This window comes from Streptomyces sp. NPDC046215 (assembly GCF_040646215.1).
GTDB lineage: Bacteria > Actinomycetota > Actinomycetes > Streptomycetales > Streptomycetaceae > Streptomyces > Streptomyces stramineus.
In genome coordinates this window covers 147694-168638 of sequence record NZ_JBEYZW010000003.1, presented here as the reverse complement: position 1 = coordinate 168638, position 20945 = coordinate 147694, and the positions used below count along the sequence as shown (strand labels likewise).

3 protein-coding genes are annotated in these 20945 nt (G+C 72.5%); all 3 read right to left on the bottom strand.

The window, feature by feature from the left end:
- A partial coding sequence (locus ABZ951_RS02555) for a type I polyketide synthase (RefSeq protein WP_361278620.1) occupies positions 1-12398 on the bottom strand: 12398 nt, incomplete at its 3' end.
- A gap of 227 nt (positions 12399-12625) precedes the next feature.
- Positions 12626-13816 carry a cytochrome P450 gene (locus tag ABZ951_RS02550; protein WP_344084459.1) on the bottom strand — a complete coding sequence of 397 codons (1191 nt, stop codon included), beginning with the start codon at positions 13814-13816 and terminating at the stop codon, positions 12626-12628.
- Between the two features lie 36 nt (positions 13817-13852).
- The gene (locus ABZ951_RS02545) at positions 13853-20938 is read right to left on the bottom strand and encodes an SDR family NAD(P)-dependent oxidoreductase (protein WP_344084462.1); all 7086 of its coding nucleotides are present in this window, start codon (positions 20936-20938) and stop codon (positions 13853-13855) included.
- Between the last annotated feature and the right edge of the window lie 7 nt (positions 20939-20945).

Sequence of the window (20945 nt, the reverse complement as noted above, 5' to 3'; positions counted from 1 at the left end):
AGAGCAGACAAAGAACGCAGCAGACCATCCCGATCCGCCGCCAACACCACCGCACGGTGCTGGAACTCCGCACGACCCGTCGCCAGCGAATACGCAACATCCAGGGCCCGGGACCCGGCCTCCATGTCGAGATGGGACAGCAGACGAGCTGCCTGAGCCCGCAAAGCCGACTCACTCCGTCCCGACACCACCGTGGGAACCAGCCCACCAGGGACAGCTCCGGCCTCGACAGCAGCCGGCTCCGGCTGCTCCAGAATCACGTGCGCATTCGTACCGCTGATACCGAACGAGGAAACCCCCGCACGACGCGGACCATCCCCCTCAGGCCAAACTGTCCGCTCAGTCAGCAGCTCAACAGCACCCGCCGACCAGTCGACGTGCGACGACGGCGCGTCAACATGCAGGGTGCGCGGAAGCTCACCATGCCGCATCGCCATGACCATCTTGATCACACCCGCGACACCCGCCGCGGCCTGCGCGTGGCCGATGTTCGACTTCACCGAGCCCAGCAGCAGCGGCCGGCCCTCCGGACGGTCCTGACCGTACGTAGCCAGCAGCGCCTGCGCCTCGATCGGATCACCCAGCGTCGTCCCCGTGCCGTGCGCCTCCACCGCATCGACATCCGCCACCGACAACCCGGCACTCACCAGCGCCTGCCGGATCACCCGCTGCTGCGACGGACCATTCGGCGCCGTCAGACCGTTGGACGCACCGTCCTGGTTCACGGCGCTGCCCCGCACAACAGCCAGGACCCGATGCCCGTTCCGCCGCGCGTCCGACAGGCGCTCCAGCACCAGCATGCCCACGCCCTCACCCCAGCCGACACCATCGGCCGCATCGGAGAACGCCTTGCACCGACCGTCCGCCGACAAACCATGCTGCCGCGAGAACTCCACGAACGGCGTCGGTGTCGACATCACCGTCACACCACCGGCCAGCGCCAGCGAGCACTCACCCGACCGCAGCGACTGCGCCGCCCAGTGCAAGGCCACCAACGACGACGAGCACGCCGTATCGACCGTGACCGCAGGTCCCTCGAAGCCGAACGTGTACGACACGCGGCCGGACGCGATGCTGGCCGCGCTGCCGTTGCCCCGGTAGCCCTCGAACTGGTCGCCTACCAATAGGTCGCTGTAGTCGGCGTAGATCACGCCGGCGAAGACGCCCGTCCGGCTGCCGCGCAGCGTCGTCGGGTCGATGCCCGCCCGCTCGATCGCCTCCCAGCTCGTCTCCAGCAGCAACCGCTGCTGCGAGTCCGTCGCCAGCGCCTCCCGAGGACTCATCCCGAAGAACGCCGGATCGAAGTCCCCCGCCTCGTGCAGGAATCCGCCGGCGCGGGTGTACGAGGTGCCGATCGCTTCGGGGTCGGGGTTGTAGAGGGACTCCACGTCCCAGCCGCGTTCGGCGGGGAAGTCCGAGACCGCGTCCACACCCTCCGACACCAGCCGCCACAAGTCTTCAGGCGACGCGACGCCACCCGGATAGCGGCAGCTCATCCCGACGATCACCACCGGATCATCGGCGACAACCGCCGACACCCCCGCCGGCGCAGCCACTACCGCCGTCGCCTCCGCGCCGAACATCTCATCCAGCAGGAACCCCACGATCGCGTCCGCGGTCGGGTAGTCGAAGACGGCAGTGGCCGAGAGGCGCAGGCCGGTCGCCTTGTTGAGCCGGTTGCGGAGTTCGACCGCCGTCAGGGAGTCGAAGCCGAGGTCCTGGAAGGTCCGGGTCGAGTCGACCGTCTCCGGGCTCGCGTGGCCCAGGACGCCCGCGATCTGGGCGCGCACCAGGTCCAAGAGCACCTCGTGCCGTTCCACCGCGCCCAGGCCGGACAGGCGTCCCACCAGGCCGGCCACCGCGGCCGAGCCGGCGACCGCCGAGCGCCGGGCGCGCGTGCGCACCAGTCCGCGCATCAACGGCGGTACGTCTCCCTGTTCCCGCAGTACGGCCAGGTCGAGGCGCACGGGGAGGACGAGGGCCTCGTCGGTGCTCAGCGCGGCGTCGAAGAGTGCGACGCCCTCCGCGGGGGCGAGTTCGGGCATGCCCGAGCGGGCGATCCGCTGGAGGTCGACGTCCGACAGCGTGCCGGTCATGCCACCGCTCTGGGCCCAGGGGCCCCACGCGAGCGACGTGGCCGCGAGGCCCTGTGCGTGGCGGTGGTGGGCCAGGGCATCGAGGAAGACGTTGCCCGCCGCGTAGTTGCCCTGCCCCGGAGTGCCCATCACGCCGGAGATGGACGAGAACAGCACGAACGCGGCCAGGTCGAGACCCTCGGTGGCCTCATGCAGGTACCAGGCTGCGTCCACCTTCGGACGCAGTACATCCGACAGCCGCTCAGCGGTCAACGACGTGACGATCCCGTCGTCGAGCACACCCGCTGTGTGAATCACAGCGGTCAACGGGTGCCCGGACGGCACCCCCGCCACCAGTCCGGCAACCGCGTCCCGGTCAGCCACGTCACACGCCGCAACGGTGACTTCGGTGCCGTGTTCCGCCAGTTCGGCGCGCAGCTCGGACGCGCCCGGCGCGTCCAGCCCCCTGCGACTCGCCAGCAGCAGGTGCTTCACGCCCCGCTCCGCCACCAGATGACGGGCCAGCTCACGGCCCAGGCCGCCCGTACCACCTGTGATCAGCACCGTGCCGTCCGGATCCCAGGCACGCGGCACGGTCAGGACGATCTTGCCGATGTGCCGGGCCCGGCTCATGTACCGGAACGCCTCGTCCGCCCGTCGCACGTCCCACGTCGCGACCGGCAGCGTCCGCAGCGCTCCCGCGGCGAACAGCTCCAGCAACTCGCACAGCATCTCCTGGTTCCGCTCCAGGCCGGCTTCCGCGAGGTCGAAGGCGCGGTAGCGCACTCCGGCGGCCGGCTCCACATCACGGACATCGGTCTTGCCCATCTCCAGGAACCGGCCGCCCGGAGCCGTCAACCGCATCGAGGCGTCGACGAATTCACCGGCCAGGGCGTTGAGCACCACGTCCACGCCGCGGCCGCCCGTGACCTCCAGGAACCGCTGCTCGAAATCGGTGGTACGCGACGACGCGATGTGATCGTCCGCGACCCCCAGCCCGCGCAAGGTGTCCCACTTGCCCTCACTGGCCGTGGCGAACACCTCGGCACCGAGATGCCGGGCCAGCTGGATGGCCGCCATACCGACACCGCCGGCACCGGCATGCACGAGGATCTTCTCACCGGGCTTCAGATCCGCGAGGTCCTTCAACGCGTAGAGGGCGGTGAGGAAGACCACCGGCACCGACGCGGCCCTCGCGAACGACCAGTCCTCCGGGATCCTGACCAGGAGCCGCTCGTCGCACACAGCCACCGGGCCGAAGCCGCCGAGCACTTTTCCCATCACGCGGTCGCCGGGGCGCAGTCCGCTCACCCCTGGCCCGGTCCCGGTCACCACACCGGCGCCCTCGGCGCCCAGCGGCCCGGCCTCGCCCGGGTACATGCCCAGCGCGTTCAGCACGTCACGGAAGTTCACCCCCGCTGCCCGGACCTCGATCCGGACCTGCCCCGGCCCGAGCGGTTCCAGCACCTCCGGGCACGGCGCGAGCAGCAGACCGTCGAGGCTGCCCTTGGCCCCCGTGTCCAGCCGCCACGGCGTCGCGGCGGGCGGCAGCAGCCCCGCACCGCTGGCCAGGGAGGCCAGCCGCCCTACCCGGACGGTGCCTTCGCGCACCACGAATGCGTCGTCCCCGGTGGCCGACAGACCCGGCAGGACCGGGAGCAGGGGCTCGATGTCCCCGTCCTCGGTGTCCACCAGAACGAACCGGCCCGGGTTCTCCGACTGCGCCGACCGCACCAGGCCCCACACCGCCGCGCCGGCCAGGTCCCGTACGGTCTCGCCCCCGCCGGCCGAAACGGCTCCAGAGGTGACGAACACCAGGCGCGAGTCCGTGAACCGCTCGTCGGCGAGCCACGACTGCACCGTCTCCAGCACCCGTGCGGTCACCTGGTGTACGGACCCGACCGTGCCGCCGGAGTCGGCGCCCACCGGCAGCAGCACCGTGTCCGGCACTTGGCCGGAACGGGCCAGGGCCTCCAGGTCCGGGTAGTCGACGAACGACGGGCCGGCGAGGGAGCCGATGGCCGCCACGGGCTCCACGGCTTCGGCCGGGGGCATGCGCACGGGGGTCCACTGGACGCGGAAGAGGGCATCGCTGACGGCCGGGCCCGTGCCGGCGCTCAACCGGTCGGCGGCGACCGCCCGCAGATCCAGGGTCCCGATGGAGGCGACCGGCTCGCCCTCGGCGTCGGCGACGTCGAGGGACAGCGTGTTGCCGCCGTGCCGGACGACCCGGACCCGTACGGCCGAGGCGCCGGAGGCGTGGAGCGAGACGCCCTCCCAGGAGAAGGGGATGACGCCCCGGTCGACTCCGTTGAAGGCGCAGACGTGCAGGGCCGCGTCGAGCAGGGCCGGGTGCAGGCCGTACGCGGACGCGTCGCCTGCGGCGGCTTCGGGCAAGGCGACCTCGGCGAACACCTCGTCGCCTCGGCGCCAGGCGGTCCGCAGGCCCTGGAAGTGCGGTCCGTAGTCGAGTCCGCTCTCGGCCAGGTCCGGGTAGAGGCCCGTCAGGTCGACGGCCTCGGCGCCGGCGGGCGGCCAGGACTCCGCGTGGAAGTCGTAGCCGGGAGCGGCCGGCCGCTCCCCCGTCGCGAGTACGCCGGTGGCGTGCCGGACCCAGGGCCGGTCGCCGTCGCCCTCCGGGCGGGAGTGGACGCTCAGGGCGCGGCTGCCGGACTCGTCGGCGGGGCCGACGTGCATTTGCAGTTGCACTCCACCGTGCTCGGGCAGCACGAGCGGGGTGCCCAGGGTCAGTTCGTCGATCCGGTCGCAGCCCATTCCGTCGGCCGCGCGGACGGCGAGTTCGACGAATGCCGTCCCCGGCAGCAGGACCGAGCCCAGCACCACGTGGTCGGCCAGCCACGGGTGGGACTGGAGGGACAGCCGTGTGGTGAACAGCAGGCCGTCGCTGTCGGACAGTTCCACGGCGGCGCTCAGCAGCGGGTGCCCGGCCGCTTCGAGGCCGGCGGCGCCGATGTCGCCGGTGCCGGTGAGGCCGGGGGTGGGCCAGAACCGCTGGTGCTGGAAGGCGTACGTCGGCAGGTCGGCGGGGCGCGCGTCCGTGCCGGCGAAGAGCGCGGCCCAGTCGATTTCGGCACCCTGGACGTGCAGCTGTGCCAGGGCCGCGAGGAGCGTCGTCTCCTCCGGACGGTCCTTGCGCAGCGCGGGGACGAGCACGGTCTCGTCCGGCAGCGACTCCCCGGCCATGGCCGACAGCGTGCCGTCCGGCCCCAGCTCCAGGAACCGCGTCACACCCTCCGCGTGCAGAGCCCGTATCCCGTCGGCGAACCGCACCGCCTCACGGACATGAGTCACCCAGTACGCCGGGGTGCACAGCTGGTCCTGCGCGGCGGGGCCGCCGGTCACGTTCGAGACGACAGTGAGTTCCGGCACGCCGTAGGACAGGTTCTCGGCGACCTCCCGGAACTCCTCCAGCATCGGCTCCATCAACGGCGAGTGGAAAGCATGCGAGACCCGCAGCCTGCTCGTCTTGCGTCCCTCGCCCTCGAAGCGGGCCCGGACCGCCTCGACGGCGGCCTCGGCACCGGACACCACGACCGACGACGGGCCGTTGACCGCAGCTATCGACACACTGTCAGTCAAGTGCGGCAGGATCTCGTCCTCGGTGGCCCGGATCGCCGCCATCGCACCACCGGCGGGCAGGGCCTGCATCAGCCGGCCCCGAGCCGCCACCAGCGCACACGCATCCGGCAGCGAGAACACACCTGCCACGTGCGCGGCAGCGATCTCACCGACCGAATGCCCGGCCACGTACTCCGGCCGCACACCCCACGACTCCACCAGCCGGAACAGCGCCACCTCCACCGCGAACAACCCCGCCTGGGCATACACGGTCCGGTTCAGCAACTCCGCGTCATCACCCCAGACCACGTCCCGCAACGGGCGGTCCAGGTGCCCGTCCAGCCCCGCGCACACCGCCTCGAAAGCCTCCGCGAACACCGGGAACCGGGCATACAACTCACGACCCATCCCCAGGCGCTGCGAACCCTGGCCCGAGAAGAGCACGGCGTCCTTGCCCGCGTCCGCGGCGCCGGTGGTCAGAGCGGTGTCGGCCGTGCCCTCGGCCAGCGCGGTCAGGGCGCGTACCGCAGCGTCGCGGCTCTCGGCGTGGACGACCGCTCGGTGTGTGAAGGCCATGCGCGTCGCGAGCGTGTACGCGACGTCCACGAGCCGCGCGTCGGACTCACCGTCGAGGTGGGACAGCAGCTGGGCAGCCTGGGCCCGCAGAGCCGGCTCACTCCTCCCGGACACCAGCAGCGGCACCGAGGTCCCGGGGGCGGAGGCCCGTCCCTCGGGCTCCGCCTCCTCCGCCCGCTCAGCCTGCTCCGCCTCCTCCAGGATCACGTGCGCATTGGTACCGCTGATCCCGAACGCGGAGACGGCGGCCCGCCTCGGCCGGTGCGTTCCGGTCCAGTCCACCGGCTCGGTGAGCAGTTCGACCGCGCCGGTGGTCCAGTCGACGTGCGGGGTGGGCTCGTCGACGTGCAGGGTTCGCGGCAGCACACCGTGCTGCATCGCCAGAACCATCTTCATCACACCGGCCGCGCCGGCGGCGGCCTGGGTGTGCCCGAGGTTGGACTTCACCGTGCCCAGCCGCAGCGGGCGGTCCTCGGGGCGGTCCTGGCCGTAGGTGGCGAGCAGGGCCTGGGCCTCGATCGGGTCGCCCAGGGTCGTGCCCGTACCGTGCGCCTCGACGGCGTCGACGTCGGACGCCGCCACACCGGCGTTGGCGAGGGCCTGGCGGATGACACGTTGCTGCGAGGGGCCGTTGGGCGCGCTCAGACCGTTCGAGGCACCGTCCTGGTTGACGGCCGAGCCGCGCACGACCGCGAGCACCTGGTGGCCGTTGCGCCGGGCGTCCGACAGCCGCTCGACGAGCAGCAGTCCGACGCCTTCGCTCCATCCGGTGCCGTCGGCGGCCGCCGCGAACGGCTTGCAGCGGCCGTCGGGGGCCAGCCCGCGCTGCCGGGAGAACTCCACGAACGGCGTCGGCGTCGCCATCACCGTCACACCGCCGGCCAGCGCCAGCGAGCACTCGCCCGACCGCAGCGACTGCACCGCCATGTGCAGTGCCACCAGCGACGACGAGCAGGCCGTGTCCACCGTGACCGCAGGGCCTTCGAAGCCGAAGGTGTACGACACCCGGCCGGAGACCACGCTCATCGAGTTGCCGATGAGCGCGTGGCCGGCGACCTCGTCCCGCGCCGCGTCCAGCACCACGCGGTAGTCCTGGGTGTTGGTGCCCGCGAAGACACCGGTGCTGCTGCCCCGCAGGGACTCCGGGGCGATGCCGGCCCGTTCGAGGACCTCCCAGCCGGTCTCCAGCAGCAGCCGCTGCTGCGGGTCCATGGCCAGGGCCTCGCGCGGCGAGATGCCGAAGAAGTCCGCGTCGAAGCCGGCCACGTCGTCGAGGAAGCCGCCCCCGCGGGCGTAGGTCGTGCCCTGGTGGTCGGGGTCGGGGTGGTAGAGCCGGCCGAGGTCCCAGCCGCGGTCGTCGGGGAGGCCGGAGATGACGTCCCCGCCCTCGGCCAGCAGCCGCCAGAGGGCCTCCGGCGAGTTCACCCCGCCGGGGAAGCGGCAGGCCATGCCCACGATCGCGACCGGCTCGTCGAGGACGGCGGCAGTCCGTTCCACGGCGGCTCCGGGCCCGGCCGTGCCCAGGGTCTCGGATCGCAGGTACCCGGCGACCGCGGTGGGGGTGGGGTGATCGAACAGCAGGGTCGCGGGCAGCCGCAGGCCCGTCGCGGCGGACAGGCGGTTGCGCAGCTCGACGGCCATCAGCGAGTCGAAGCCCAGTACGCGGAAGGCTCGCTGGGCGTCGACGGTGTCCGGCGAGGCGTGTCCGAGGACCTTCGCGGCCTCTTCCCGGACCAGGTGCAGCAGGGCCCGCTCCTGCTCGGCGGCAGGCAGTGCGCCGATGCGGTCGCGCAGCGGGGAGTGGTCCTCGCGCGGGCCGTCGGCGGCGGCGAGGGCGCGGCGCGCCTCGGGGAGGTCGGTGAGGAGGGGGCTGGGGCGGACGGCGGTCAGGGCGGGGGCATACGCCGTCCAGTCCACGTCGGCCACCGTCAGGTTCGCCGCGCCCTGGGCCAGAGCCTGGCGGAGGGCGGCGAGGGCGGGGGGCGCGGCCATGAGGACCAGCCCGTCGCGGCTCGCCCGGTCGGCCAGGTCCGGGTTCGTCGCCATGCCGAGGTCCGCCCAGGGGCCCCAGGCCACCGAGGTGGCCGGCAGCCCCTGCCCGCGCCGGTGTTCGGCGAGGGCGTCGAGGAAGGCGTTGGCTGCGGCGTAGTTGGCCTGGCCGGCCTGGCCCACGGAGCCCGAGACCGAGGAGAACATCACGAACATCTCCAGGTCGAGGTCCCGGGTGAGCTCGTGCAGGTGCAGGGCGGCGGTGGTCTTGGGGCGCAGTACGGTCTCGAAGCGTTCGGGGGTGAGCGCTTCCAGCATGCCCGCGTCCAGGACACCGGCGGCGTGCACGACGCCGTTCAGGGGCAGGTCCGCCGGGATGTCCGCGAGGACGGCCGCCAGGGCGTCGCGGTCGGCGGTGTCGCAGGCGGTCACGGTGACCCGGACGCCCCGCGCGGTGAGCTCGGCCGCGAGCTCCTGGGCACCGGGGGCCTGCGGGCCGCGGCGGCTGGTGAGTACCAGGTGCTCCGCCCCGGCGTCGGCGAGCCAGAGCGCGACCTGGCCGCCGAGTCCGCCGGTGCCTCCGGTGATCACGATCGTGCCGTGCGTGGTCCAGTCGGCGCCGGTGTCGCCGCCGGGCGCGATGCGTGCCAGGCGGCGGGCGAAGGTCCCGGCGGGCCGGATCGCGACCTGGTCCTCGTGCGCGGCGAGCACCCCCAGGAGCGCGGAGACGGCCCGTGTGTCCAGGGTCTCGGGGAGGTCGACGAGCCCGCCCCACAGCTGCGGGGACTCCAGCGCGATCACGCGTCCGAGGCCCCACGCGTGCGCCTGCACGGGGTGGGTGAGCACGTCGCGGTGGTCGACGGCCACGGCGCCGCGGGTCACGCACCACAGCGGGGCCCGGATGCCGGAGGTCTCCAGTGCGCGCAGCAGGGCGGTGATCGCGGTCAGGCCGCGCGGCACGGAGGTCAGGCGGGGGTGCGGCCGTTCGTCGAGGGCCAGCAGGGAGAGTACGCCGTCGACGGGGCCGTCGGGCCGGATGATGGGCTCGCTCTGCCCGTCGGTTTCGGGCAGTACGAGCAGTTCGGTGCGCAGGCCCTGGTCGCGCAGGGTGTCGAGGAGCCGGGTGGTCCACGGGTCGGCGGCGGCGTGCTCGGGCAGCGCGACGAGCCAGTTCCCGGTGGCGGCGAAGCCGGTGGGGGCGGTGACGGGGGTCCAGTGCGCCCGGTAGCTCCAGCTGTCCGCCACCGCCTGCGTCCTGCGCTGCTTTCGCCATGACGAGAGCGTGGGCAGGAGGCTGCCGAGCGAGTCGGCCTCGGTGCCGTCGACGGCCAGGACGGCCGACAGCCCTTCGAGGTCCTCGCGTTCGACGGCTTCCCAGAATCCGGCTTCGCCGGCCTCGGTGGCGGCCGGTCCTCCGTCGGCCGGCCCGGCCCCCTCCAGCCAGTACCACTGACGCTGGAAGGCGTAGGTCGGCAGCTCGACGCGGGTGGCGCCGAACGTGCCGAGGCAGGCGGGCCAGTCGACGCGGGTGCCGTGCACGGAGGCGGTGGCGATGCCCTCGGTGAGGGAATGCACCTCGGGGCGGCCGGTGCGCAGGAGGCTGACGAGGACGGGCTGTTCGAGGGTGGTCAGGGAGTCCTGGACCATCGGGGTGAGCACGCCGGCGGGGCCGATCTCCACGAACGTGGTGACACCCTCGGCTTCGAGGGTGCGCACGGCGGCACAGAAACGGACGCTCTCGCGGACCTGCCGGACCCAGTATGCGGGTGAGCTCAGTTCCTCGGCGGTGGCGAGCTCGCCGGTCACCGTGGACACCACGGGGATGCGGGGCGCGTGGAAGTCCAGGTCCTCGGCGACGCGCCGGAAGTCCTCCAGCATGCCGTCCATGCGCGGGGAGTGGAAGGCGTGGCTCACCCGCAGCCGCTTGGTGCGGCGCCCCTGTGCCTCCCAGTGGGCGGCGATCAGGGAGACGGCCTCCTCGTCGCCCGAGACGACCGTGGAGCCGGGACCGTTGACGGCGGCGAGGGAGGCGTGCTCCTCGTGGCCGGCGAGGGAGGCGCGGATCTCCTCCTCGGTGGCCTGGACGGCCACCATGGCGCCGCCTTCGGGCAGCGCCTGCATGAGGGTGCCGCGGGCCGCGACCAGCCGTGCGGCGTCCTGGAGGGAGAGGACGCCGGACACGTGGGCGGCGGTGAGTTCGCCGATGGAGTGGCCGGCGAGGAACTGCGGTGTCATGCCCCAGGATTCGACGAGGCGGAACATCGCGGTCTCCAGGGCGAAGAGCGCGGCTTGGGTACAGGCGGTCCGGTCGAGCAGGGCGGCCTCGGCCGTGCCCTCCTCGGCGAAGACGACGTCGCGGACGGGCTGTTGCAGGTGCGGGTCGAGCTCGGCGCACACCGCGTCGAAGGCCTTGGCGAACTCGGGGTAGGTGCGGTGAAGTTCGCGTCCCATGCCGAGACGCTGGGAGCCCTGTCCGGTGAAGAGGAAGGCCAGGGGGGCCTCGGTGGCGGCGCCGGTCACCAGGCCGGCCGCGGTGCGGCCTTCGGCCAGGGCGTCCAGGCCATTGAGGAACGCCTCGCGGTCCTCGGCGACGACGGCGGCGCGGTGTTCCATGAGGGGCCTGGTGGCCACGAGGGAGTGGGCGACATCGGCCGGTTCGAGGCCGGCGCGGGCGCGGACGTGCCGGCCGAGCCGGGCGGCCTGGGCCCGCAGGGCCTCGTCGGTGCGCGCGGTCAGGATCCAGGGCAGCGCGCCGGGGCGGGCGGCCGGGGCGGGCGCACGCCCGGCCTCGCCGGGGGGTGCCTGTTCCAGGATGACGTGGGCGTTGGTGCCGCTGATGCCGAAGGAGGAGACGGCCGCGCGGCGCACCCGGTCGGCCTCGGGCCAGGGCTCGTGCTGCGCGAGGAGCCTGGCGTTGCCCTCGCTCCAGTCGACGTGGGCGGTGGGCTCGTCCAGGTGGAGGGTCCCGGGCAGCTCTCCGTGCCGCATCGCCAGGACCATCTTGATGACGCCGGCGATACCGGCCGCCGACTGGGTGTGCCCGATGTTGGACTTCAGGGAGCCGATCAGCACGGGCCGGTCCGCGGGCCGGTGCCGGCCGTACGTGGCGAGGAGGGCCTGGGCCTCGATGGGGTCGCCGAGGGCGGTGCCGGTGCCGTGGGCCTCGACGGCGTCGACGTCGGCGGGGACGAGGCCGGCGCCGGCCAGGGCCTGGCGGATGACGCGTTGCTGGGACGGGCCGTTGGGGGCGGCCAGGCCGTTGGAGGCGCCGTCCTGGTTGACGGCCGAGCCCTTGAGCACGGCGAGCACCTGGTGGCCGTTGCGCTCGGCGTCGGAGAGCCGTTCGACCAGTACCAGTCCGACGCCCTCGCTCCATCCGGTGCCGTCGGCGGCCGCCGCGAACGGCTTGCAGCGGCCGTCGGGCGCCAGCCCGCGCTGCCGGGAGAACTCCACGAACATGTGCGGGGTGGACATCACGGTCGCGCCGCCCACGAGGGCGAGGTCGCACTCGCCCCTCCGCAGGGACTGCGCCGCCAGGTGCAGGGCGACCAATGACGAGGAGCAGGCGGTGTCCACGGTCAGGGCGGGGCCTTCGAGGCCGAGGACGTAGGAGATCCGTCCGGAGGCGATGCTGATGAGGTTGCCGGTCAGCAACTGCCCGCCGACCTCGTCCCGCCGTCGCACGCTTTCCGTGTCGTAACCGCCGTGGCCGGTGCCGACGAACACGCCGGTGCGGCTGCCCGTGAGGGATTCCGGATCGATGCCGGCCCGTTCGACGGCCTCCCACGCGGTCTCCAGCAGCAGCCGCTGCTGGGGGTCCATGGCGAGGGCCTCGCGCGGGGAGATCCCGAAGAAACCGGAGTCGAACTCGCCCGCGTCGTGGAGGAATCCGCCTTCACGGGCGTAGGAGGTGCCCTGGTGTGCCGGGTCGGGGTCGTAGAGCGCGTCGAGGTCCCAGCCGCGGTTCCCGGGGAAGGCGGAGATCGCGTCGCCGCCGTCCCGCAGCAGTTCCCAGAGCTCTTCCGGCGAGCGGACGCCACCGGGGAAGCGGCAGGCCATGGAGACGATCGCGATGGGCTCGCGCTGCTTCTGTTCCGTCTCACCCAGCTGTTGGCGGGTCTCGTGGAGGTCCGCGATCGCTCGTTTGAGGTACTCGCGCAGCTTCGCCTCGTTCGACATCAGGACGCCAACTCCTCGTGGAATGCCGGTTCCGGGGCACAGAGCGTCGGCACGTACGTCTGACCCGTTATCAAAGGCCATCCTGGCTCGGGACCGACTGTGGGTTTCCCTAAAGCACGTTGCCCGTACGCACGGCCTCGATCGCGTGGCGAGCGCGAGGCGTGTGCGTACGGGCAACGTCCAGGACGGCGCGGTGAAGGCCGACGCCGGGCACGGGGCGGTCCGGTCTACCAGGTCACCGGCAGCTCGGTGAGGCCGCCGGAGAGCCGGCCGTCCAGCATCCGCAGTTCGTCCACCGGGCGTACCAGGCGCAGGTCGGGCAGCCGGGTGAACAGCTTGGTGAAGACCGTCTTCAGCTCGATGCGCGCCAGGGGGGCGCCGATGCAGTGCCAGATGCCGTGGGCCAAGGTCAGGTGCGGGTTGGGGGACCTGGTGATGTCGAACCGCTCCGGTTCGGTGTAGGCCCGCTCGTCGAAGTTGGAGAGGCTGAAGTCGAACAGGACCAGGTCCCCGGACCGGATGGTCACTCCGCCGATCTCGACGTCCTCGGAGGCGTAGCGCGGCAGGACCGACCCGCCGGCCTTGGCCGCCCGCAGCACTTCCTCCACGGCGAGCGTCATCAGGTCCGGGTCCGCCAGTGCCGCCGCGCGCTGCTCGGGGTGGGTGCTCAGGAGCACCACTCCGTCGTCCATGATCGTGACGACGCTGTCCAGCCCGGCGAACAGCAGGCCCACCGCCAGCGGTGCCACGCGGGCCTCGGGGAGCCCTCCCTCGGTCAGCCGGGTCATGATGTCGTCGCCGGGCGTGGTCCGCTTCTGCTCGACGAGCCCTTCGATGAACGCGAAGAGGTCGCGCTGTCCGCGCTCCACGCTCTCGCGGTCGTTCAGCAGGGCCATCTGGGACAGCAGCGTCGTGAGCTGTTCGCGGCTCTCCACGGGGATGCCGATGATGTCGCAGAGGACCGTCAGGGCGACCGGTGTGGAGACGCCGCCGTGCAGGTCGCCGGGCGGCCCCTGGGCGATGAACCGGTCCAGTACGGCGTCCACGACCTCTGCCACCTGCGGCTGCATAGCGTGCACCCGCCGGGCGGAGAACATCGGCGTGAGCAGCCGGCGGTACTCGGTGTGCGTCCGGCGTCCGGCCTCGGCGTCGGTGTCGGTGATCATCAGGTCCAGGTACGCGCTCCTGACGTACCGCGGCGCGTTCGCCGGGTCGGGGTGGGAGCGGCCGATCCGCTCGTCGTGCAGCAGCTGCTTGAGTTCGGCGTGGCGGGTCACCAGCCACCCCTCGTCCCCGGCGGGGGTGCGCACCCGGCAGACCGGCCCCTGTTCCTGCAGTGCGCGCAGCAGCGGGCTCACCGTCAACAAGGCAGGCGTCTCAAGGTTGAGGGAGGGAAGGTCCTGAGGGGAAGCGGTCATGGAGGGTCCTGCCTTTCACGCACGGGTCGGAACTGATCACGCTGCGGTCGGTGGAATCGGGAGGGACGGCGCCGGGCCGCTGACGGAGTCGAGCCAGTCCTCCACGGTCTCCGCGGTCGGTGCGGCGTCCTCCTTGACGATGGAGAAGTGGTCGGCGTCGACCGTGCGGACGCAGGCCGACGGGATCAGGGCGGGCTTCTCCTCGCCGCCCGGACCGTCGGACCCGGCTGCGGCGAGCCCGAGGCCGGGAACCTGCCTCGCCGCTCGGAGGGTCAGCACGGGAGCGGTCGTGTGCTGCACGTCGAGCCCCTTGAGCAGGCTCATCCACCAGCCCATCGCGGACAGCCTGGAGTTGGTCATCCGCACCGGGGAGACCTCGTCGACCGTGAAGAAATGCCGAATCAGGCCGTGGTAGTCGTGGTCCTCGCTGTCCTCTTCGTTGTCGTGCCGGATGCTGAGGGTGTCCAGCAGCACCACGGCCGCGGGCTTGATGCCCCACGTGCTCTCCAGCAGGCACGCGGCCGCGTAGGCGAACGCGCCGGCTGAGGAGTGTCCGACCAGCACGAAGGGCTCGCCGTCGCTCGCGCGCAACGCGCTTTCCGCGATGACCCTGACCGCGCTCTCGGCCGTGGCGGGCAGCCGCTCCCCCGCGGCGAAGCCGATCAGCGGCACGGCGCAGGTGTGCCGCCTGCCCCGGAAGGACGCGGCGAACCTGGCGTACTCGTGGACGCCACCGTTGGCGGTGGGCGTGCTGACGCAGATCAGCCGGGGCTTGCCGGGGCCCTCGGCGAGCGTGGTGGCCAGCGGCAGGTCCTCCAGCTCGGCCGTGCTCTCGAAGGTCGGGCGGATGCCGCCCAGGGCCTTCACCATGAGCCGGGCCTCCAGGATCCTGCCCCTTTCCACTGCATCGAGGAACATCCGCTCCAGCGAGTCCACCTCCTGCCCGGCGGCCGGGCCCCCGAGCGCCGCGCCGGGCGGGGAGCCGGCCGGGTCCGGCCGTGCGGCGAGTTCGCTGCGCAGCCACGTGGCGAGGTTCTGGGGGGTCCGGTTGTCGAAGACCACGGTGGCGGGCAGGTGTAGCCCGGTGGCCGCGGCGATCCTGTTGCGGAGCTCGACCGCGGTCAGGGAGTCGAAGCCCAGCTCGAAGAAGTCCCGGTGGACCTCGATGCCCTGGGCCGACGCGTGCCCCAGCACGGCCGCTGCCTCGCTCCTCACCAAGTCGGTCACGAGGCGGGCGCGCTCGCTCTCGCCCAGGTCCGCCAGCTGCCGGGCGAGCTGCTGCGCGGTGCCGGCACCGGTCGGCGCGGCGGCGGCGCGGCGGCCGGGGGTGACCAGGCCGCGCAGTACGGGCGGTACGGGTCCGGCGGCGCGTACCGGCCCGGAGGCGCGGCCGAGCGCGACGAGGTGAGCCGCGTCGCACGCCCCTGCCGCGTCGAGCAGGGCCAGCCCCTGCTCGACGGAGAGGGGCGACGCCCCGTACGAGGCGATGCGCTGCATGTCCGCCTCGGACAGTGCGGCCGTCATTCCGCCGCCCTGTGCCCACGCGCCCCATGCCAGGGACTGGGCGGGCAGGTCCTGTGCGCGGCGGTGGTGGGCCAGGGCGTCGAGGAAGACGTTGCCCGCCGCGTAGTTGCCCTGCCCCGGAGTGCCCATGACGCCGGAGATGGACGAGAACAGCACGAACGCGGCCAGGTCGAGGTCCTTGGTGGCTTCGTGCAGGTGCCACGCGCCGTCCACCTTCGGACGCAGCACACCCGATGTCCGCTCGGCATTGAGCGAGGTCACCACGCCGTCATCGAGGACACCGGCGGTGTGGATCACCGCGGTCAGCGGGTGCTCGGCCGGGACGGAGGCCATGAGCCCGGCCACCGCCTCGCGGTCCGCCACATCGCAGGCGGCAACGGTGACTTCGGCTCCACGGCCGGCCAGATCGTCGCGCAGCTCGGACACGCCTGGTGCCTCCGGGCCGCTCCGGCTCACGAGCAACAGGTGTTTCACACCGCGTGCCGTCACCAGGTGACGGGCCAGCTCACGGCCCAGACCACCCGTGCCGCCGGTGATCAGGACGGTGCCGTTCGCGGCCCAGGTGCGCGGCATGGTCAGCACGATCTTGCCGATGTGCTGGGCCCGGCTCATGTGACGGAACGCCTCAGGGGCCCGCCGCACGTCCCACGTCGCGACCGGCAGCAGGTGCAGCGTGCCGGCGGCGAAGAGCTCCAGCAGCTCGGACAGCAGTTCCTGGGTCCGCTCGGGGCCGGCCTCGCCGAGGTCGAAGGCGCGGTAGCGTACGGCGGCGACCGACTCCGGATCACGGATGTCGGTCTTGCCCATCTCCAGGAAGCGCCCCCCGGGAGCGGTCACCCGCAGTGAGGCGTCCACGAATTCACCGGCGAGGGCGTTGAGCACCACGTCGACGCCACGGCCGTCGGTGACCTCCAGGAAGTGCTGCTCGAAATCGGTGGTGCGGGACGACGCGATGTGATCGTCCGGGACGCCGAGTCCGCGCAGGGTGTCCCACTTGCCCTCGCTCGCCGTGGCGAACACCTCGGCACCGAGGTGGCGGGCCAGCTGGATCGCCGCCATGCCGACGCCACCCGCACCGGCGTGAATGAGGATCCGCTCGCCGGGCTTCAGGGCCGCGAGGTCCTTCAGGGCGTACAGAGCGGTCAGGAAGACCAGCGGCACCGACGCGGCCTGAGCGGACGACCAGCCGTCGGGAATCCTGGCGAGGTGCCGCTCGTCGCACACGGCCACTGGGCCGAGACCACCGAACATCATGCCCAATACCCGGTCGCCCGCGCGCAGTCCCCGCACGCCCGGGCCGGTCTCGGTCACCACACCGGCACCCTCGGCACCCAGCGGCCCGGCCTCGCCCGGATACATGCCCAGGGCGTTGAGCACATCGCGGAAGTTCACACCGGCGGCCTGGACTTCGATCCGGACCTGCCCCGGCCCGAGCGGCTCCAGCACCTCCGGGCACGGTGCGAGCAACAGCTTGTCCAAGCTCCCCTTGGCGCTGGAGTCCAGCCGCCACGGCACCCCGGCAGGCGGCAGAAGCCCCGCGCCGCCGCCCAGCGGGCCCAGCCGTGCCACCCGCACGGCTCCGTCGCGCACCACGAACTCCTCGTCGCCGGCGGCCAGCAGGCCCGGCAGGAGCGGGAGCGTGGCCGGGAGGTCACCCTTCTCGGTGTCCAGCAGCACGAACCGGCCCGGGTTCTCCGACTGTGCCGACCGCACCAGACCCCACACCGCGCCCGCGGCCAGGTCCCGTACGGTCTCGCCCTCGTCGGCCGCGACAGCACCGCAGGTGACGAACACCAGACGCGAGTCCGCGAACCGCCCGTCGCCCGGCCAGGACTGGACCAGGTCCAGGACTCGGGCCGTCAGCTCGTGGGTGGCGGTGGGCACGTCGTCGCCCGTGCCTGCCACGGGAACCAGCACCAGGTCCTCGTGGCCCGTGAGGTCCGCCAGGGAAGCGACCGACGCGCCCGCGCCGAGCCCGTCGGGGCCCAGGGCCACGGACCGGGCCCCGGTGGCCGGCATCTCGGGGGCGGGCACCCAGTCCAGCGACAGCAGCGTGTCGTACTCCGCGCTGCGTGGCGCGGACGCCGGGGCCACCGCTCCCGGTGTGCCGCGCAGAATCAGGGCCTCCGCCGACAGCACGGGCGCGCCTTCGACGTCGACGGCCGCGATGGACACGCGGTCGTCGCCGGTCCTCGTGACCCGGGACCGCACGGTCGAGGCACCGGAGGCGTGCAGCGACACGCCCTGCCACGCGAACGGCATGAGGAGCTGACCCTCGTCGCCGACACCGGCCATGCGGTGGGACTGGATCACCGCGTCCAGCAGCGCCGGGTGGAGCCCGAACGACGCGGCCTCACCGGCGACGTCGACCGGCAGGGCGGCTTCGAGGAAGACCTCGTTCCCGCGCTGCCAGACCGAGCGCAGGCCCTGGAACGCGGGGCCGTAGCCGGTTCCCTCGTAGAAGCCCTCCAGGTCCACGGCCACCGCGTCCGGCGGCGGCCAGGCCGGCGCATCGAAGTCCTGGATCCGCTCCCCGCCGGTCAGCGTGCCGTTGGCGTGCTGGATCCACGGTCCGTCGGGCGCGCCGTCGGCGCACGAGTGCACGGAGATCGTGCGGACGCCCGCCTCGTCGGGGGCACCGACCAGAACCTGGACCAGTGCGGCGCCCTCTTCCGGCAGCACAAGGGGGGTGAGGAGGACGAACTCCTCGACCCTGTCGCACCCGACCTGGTCACCGGCGCGCATGGCCAGTTCCAGGAAGCCGGTGGCCGGGAAGAGGACGTTCCCCCCGATGGCGTGGTCGGTGAGCCATGGGTAGGTCTGGAGCGACAGCCTGCCCGTGAACACCACTTCGCGGGAGTCCGCGAGAGCGAGCATCGCGCCCAGCAGCGGGTGTTCGGCGGGCAGCAGACCCGCGCCGGTCACGTCCCCGGTGAGCGCGGCGGGCCTGGGCCAGAAGCGCTCGTGCTGGAAGGCGTACGTGGGGATGTCCACGCGGCGGGCGCCGGTACCGGCGAACCACGCGGCCCAGTCCACTTCGACACCCGTGACATGGAGCTGTGCGAGGGCGGTGAGCAGGGCGGCCGTCTCGGGCCGGTCCTTGCGCAGCGCGGCCACCGCTACCGGGCCGTCGTCCAGGCTGTGCTGGGCCATCGCCGTCAGCACACCGTCCGGACCCAGCTCCAGAAAGGCCGAAACACCTTCGGAGGCCAGAGCACGAATACCGTCGGCGAAACGCACGGTCTCCCGCACATGCCGCACCCAGTACTCCGCCGAACACACCAGCCCGTCATCAGCGAGCTCGCCCGTCACATTCGACACCAGGGGAATCCGCGGAGGCCGGAACGAAACACCCTCGACGGCCTGGCGGAATTCCTCCAGCATCGGATCCATCAACGCCGAATGAAAGGCATGGCTCACCGCAAGACGCTGTGTCTTACGACCCTCGGCGCCGAACCTCTCCGCAACGCGCAGCACTCCGGCCTCATCACCGGCAATGACCACCGACTCCGGCCCGTTGACCGCCGCAATCGAAACCCCCTCCACCAGCCGCCTGGCGACCTCCCCCTCCCCGGCCTGAACAGCGACCATCGCACCACCCGCAGGAAGCGCGCCCATCAACCGCGCCCGCGCCCCGACAAGACGACAGGCATCCTCCAACGAGAACACCCCCGCCACATACGCCGCGGCAACCTCACCAATCGAATGCCCCGCGACAAAGTCCGGACGCACACCCCACGACTCCACCAACCGGAACAACGCCACCTCAACAGCAAACAAAGCAGGCTGAGTAAACCCCGTCTCGTTCAACCGCTCCGCATCACCGAACATCACCTCACGCAGACCATTTTCAAAATGAGCCAGCACCGCATCCAACGCCTCCGCGAACACCGGAAAACGACCGTACAACTCCCGGCCCATCCCCACCCGCTGCGCACCCTGCCCGGAAAACAGCACCGCCAGATTCCCCGACATGTCCTCGGCCGATCCGCGTGCGACCTCGACGGTCCCGTCGCCCTCGGCCAGCAGGACCGCGCGGTGTTCGAGGTGTGCGCGGGAGGTCGCCAGCGAGAAGCCGACGTCCAGCGGGGAGCGGCCCGTCAGCGTGCGGATCCGCTCCAGCTGCGCGGCCAGCGCCTCCTCGGACTTCGCCGAGACGGGCCACGGCACCGCTGACAGCGAGGTCTTCGGCCCGCCCTCGTCCCCGGCGCCGGGCTCCTCTGGGACCGGGGCCTGCTCGATGATGGCGTGGGCGTTGGTGCCGCTGATCCCGAACGCCGAGACACCCGCGCGCCGCGGCCGGTCGGTCTCCGGCCATTTCTGAGTCTCCGTCAGAAGCTTGACCTCGCCGGCCGACCAGTCCACGTGCGAGGACGGCGCGTCCACGTGCAGCGTCTTCGGCAGGACGCCGTGCCGCATCGCCAGGATCACCTTGATGATGCCCGCGACGCCGGCCGCCGCCTGGGTGTGACCGATGTTCGACTTGATCGACCCGAGCCACAGCGGCCGCTCGGGGTCCCGGCCCCGGCCGTACGTGGCGAGCAGCGCCTGCGCCTCGATCGGGTCGCCGAGGGTGGTGCCCGTGCCGTGCGCCTCGACCACGTCCACCTCGGACGCCGACAGCCCGGCGCTCGCCAGCGCCTGCTGGATCACCCGCTGCTGGGAGGGGCCATTGGGGGCGGTCAGGCCGTTGGAGGCGCCGTCCTGGTTGACGGCGGTGCCGCGGACGACCGCCAGGATCTCGTGGCCGTTGCGGCGGGCGTCGGAGAGGCGCTCCAGAACGAGGACGCCCACGCCCTCGGACCAGCTGGTGCCGTCGGCGGAGTCCGCGAACGCCTTGCAGCGGCCGTCCGCCGCCAGGCCGCCCTGCCTGCTGAATCCGGCGAAGCTCATCGGGGTCGAAAGGACCGTCACACCGCCGGCCAGCGCCAGCGAGCACTCGCCGTCGCGCAGCGCGTGGGCCGCGAGGTGCAGCGAGACGAGTGAGGACGAGCACGCGGTGTCGACGGTGACCGCGGGGCCCTCCAGACCGAAGCTGTACGAGAGCCGGCCGGAGAGGACGCTGCCCGCGAGTCCGGTGCTGCCGTGGGCCTCGACGTCCTCGCGGGAGTTCATCACGACGCCGACGTAGTCGACGCCGTTCGTGCCGATGAAGACGCCGGTCTCGCTGCCCCGCAGGGACACGGGGTCGATGCCGGCGTTCTCCAGCGCCTCCCAGGAGCTCTCCAGCAGCAGCCGCTGCTGCGGGTCCGTCGCCACGGCCTCGCGCGGGGAGATGCCGAAGAAGTCGGCGTCGAAGGCGGTGGCGTCGACGAAGCCGCCCTCGGCCGGCGCGCTGCCGCCGCTTCCGTCCCCGTTGAGGATGTCGAGGTTCCAGCCTCGGTCCGTGGGGAACGCCGAGATGCCGTCCCGTCCGTCGTCCAGCAATTGCCAGAGCTCTTCGGGCGACCGCACGCCGCCCGGCAGCCGGCAGGACATCCCCACGACGGCGATGGGCTCCTGCTTGCCGGACTCGGCCTCCAGCAGGCGTTGGCGGGTCTGGTGCAGATCGGCCGTGACCCACTTCAGGTAGTCAACGAGCTTTTTGTCGTTCGACATGACGAGA

What these genes read in the sequence shown, in the direction of transcription:
- ABZ951_RS02550 (WP_344084459.1), bottom strand. Translation starts at nt 13,816, where the DNA reads ATGACCGCTTCCCCTCAGGACCTTCCCTCCCTCAACCTTGAGACGCCT.
- ABZ951_RS02545 (WP_344084462.1), bottom strand. Translation starts at nt 20,938, where the DNA reads ATGTCGAACGACAAAAAGCTCGTTGACTACCTGAAGTGGGTCACGGCC.